General features: G+C 59.9%; 2 protein-coding genes. One reads left to right on the top strand and one right to left on the bottom strand.

Annotation, left to right across the window (positions count from 1 at the left end):
• Nucleotides 1-177: 177 nt before the first annotated feature.
• Nucleotides 178-1,289, bottom strand: a protein-coding gene (locus tag VMT30_06130) for an IS3 family transposase (protein ID HVQ44517.1) whose coding sequence is annotated in 2 segments (ribosomal slippage) — nt 178-1,034 and nt 1,034-1,289 — 1,113 coding nt in all. Because the reading frame shifts where the segments join, the coding sequence is not laid out codon by codon here.
• Nucleotides 1,290-1,455: 166 nt separating this feature from the next.
• On the opposite strand from VMT30_06130, the gene VMT30_06135 reads away from it, so the two are divergent.
• On the top strand, nt 1,456-1,762 hold a 307-nt coding region (locus VMT30_06135; GenBank protein HVQ44518.1), incomplete at its 3' end, for a transposase.

A 1,762-nucleotide genomic window follows, 5' to 3' on the forward strand; every position in this document is an offset into this window, starting at 1 on the left:
GATCGTCGCCCATCGCGACGGATGCTCATGTTCGTGATCCAGCACCAGCCGCACCGCGCGGGAACGGACCTCGGGCGAGAACTTGTTGCTTGTCTGCTTGCTCATGGCTCCACCTTCTCAAGAGTTGGAGCCTCCGGCAAACCCGGAGCGGTTCACTGCTCCCCAACTTGCCCTCGTTTATAAGGAGAGTCTGTTCCGGTTATGCCCTGGTGTGGGGCGTGCTGCGAACTCAATCGGTGTAAGCCCGTTAAGGCTCGAGTGCGGTCGGTTGGTGTTGTAGTCGATCCTCCATTCTTCGATGATCTCGCGTGCCTCCTTGATGTTGGTGAACAGGTGCTCGTTGAGGCACTCGTCACGCAGTCGGCCGTTGAAGCTCTCCACGAAGCCATTCTGCATCGGTTTGCCGGGCGCAATGTAGTGCCATTCGACATCACGCTCCTGCTGCCAGGCCAGGATGGCGTTCGAGGTCAGCTCGGTGCCGTTGTCGCTGACGACCATTCCGGGGTAGCCCCGCAGTTCGGCGATACGATCCAGCTCACGTGCGACCCGCAGACCGGTGAGCGAGGTGTCGACCACCAGGGTCAGGCATTCTCGGGTGAAGTCATCGACCAGCGTGAGGATGCGGAAGCGCCGTCCGCTCACCAGCGTGTCCGCCACGAAGTCGAGCGACCAACGCAAATTGCGGTCCTGGGGAACCGCCATCGGCGCCCGTGTACCGAGAGCCCGTTTGCGGCCACCGCGCTTGCGCACCATCAGCCTCTCTTCCTTGTACAGCCGGTAGAGCTTCTTGCGATTGAGCTTGATGCCTTGGCGTTCCAACATCAGACCAAGACGACGATAGCCGAACCGCCGCCGTTGGGACGCCAGCTCTCGCAGTTGCCTGCGAAGCCCTTCATCGAGAGGCCGCTTTGACGCATATCGATACGTCTTCGGATGCAGACCGACGAGCCCACAGGCTCGCCGCTGCGAGTAGCCCTTCTCCCGGACCGCCCAGGTCACAGCTCGTTTCCGCAAGCTGGGCGTCAGAAGTTTTTTCCGAGCATCTCCTTCAACGTCGATGCGTCGAGCATCGACTCCGCCAGCAGCTTCTTCAGCCTGCGGTTCTCGTCCTCAAGGGCCTTTAGCTTACGGGCGTCGGAGATCTCCATCCCGCCATATCGGGATCGCCACTTGTAGAACGTCGCGTCGCTAACACCGTACTTCCGGCACAGCTCGTTAGCTGACAGTCCGGCTGCATGCTCCTTCAGCGCCTTGATAATCTGCTCGTCGGTAAATCTGCTCTTGCGCATGTCCGTCTCCCGTAGGAACGGACTCTACCCAAAATCGAGGGCGCTTAAGGGGAGCAGGTCAACGCTGAGCTCGTAAACATACAAAATAGTATAAGGTCTTTGTTAGGGAACCTCTGATCAACCTCCGGATCATGGCACACTGCGGCTTTGATTCGAGGGCGACAGTATGGACGGGCAGCTGAGCTTCGCGACGTTGGACTATGCGGGCAAGAAGAAGCGCACCAAGCGCGACGCGTTTCTAGCCGAGATGGCCGCGGCGGTGCCGTGGTCAGTGCTGGAAGCAGTGATCGCGCCGCATTATCCGAAGGAGGGTCCTCAAGGCGGTCGTCGAGCGTTTCCGATCGCCGTGATGTTGCGCATCTACTGCCTGCAGCAGTGGTACAATCTGTCTGATCCGGGCGCCGAGGAAGCGCTGTACGATATCCAGTCGATGCGCGCGTTCTGCAATCTCGAACTCGGACGCGATCCGATCC

The sequence above is a fragment of the Candidatus Saccharimonadia bacterium genome, from assembly GCA_035544015.1.
Classification (GTDB): domain Bacteria; phylum Patescibacteriota; class Saccharimonadia; order UBA4664; family UBA4664; genus UBA5169.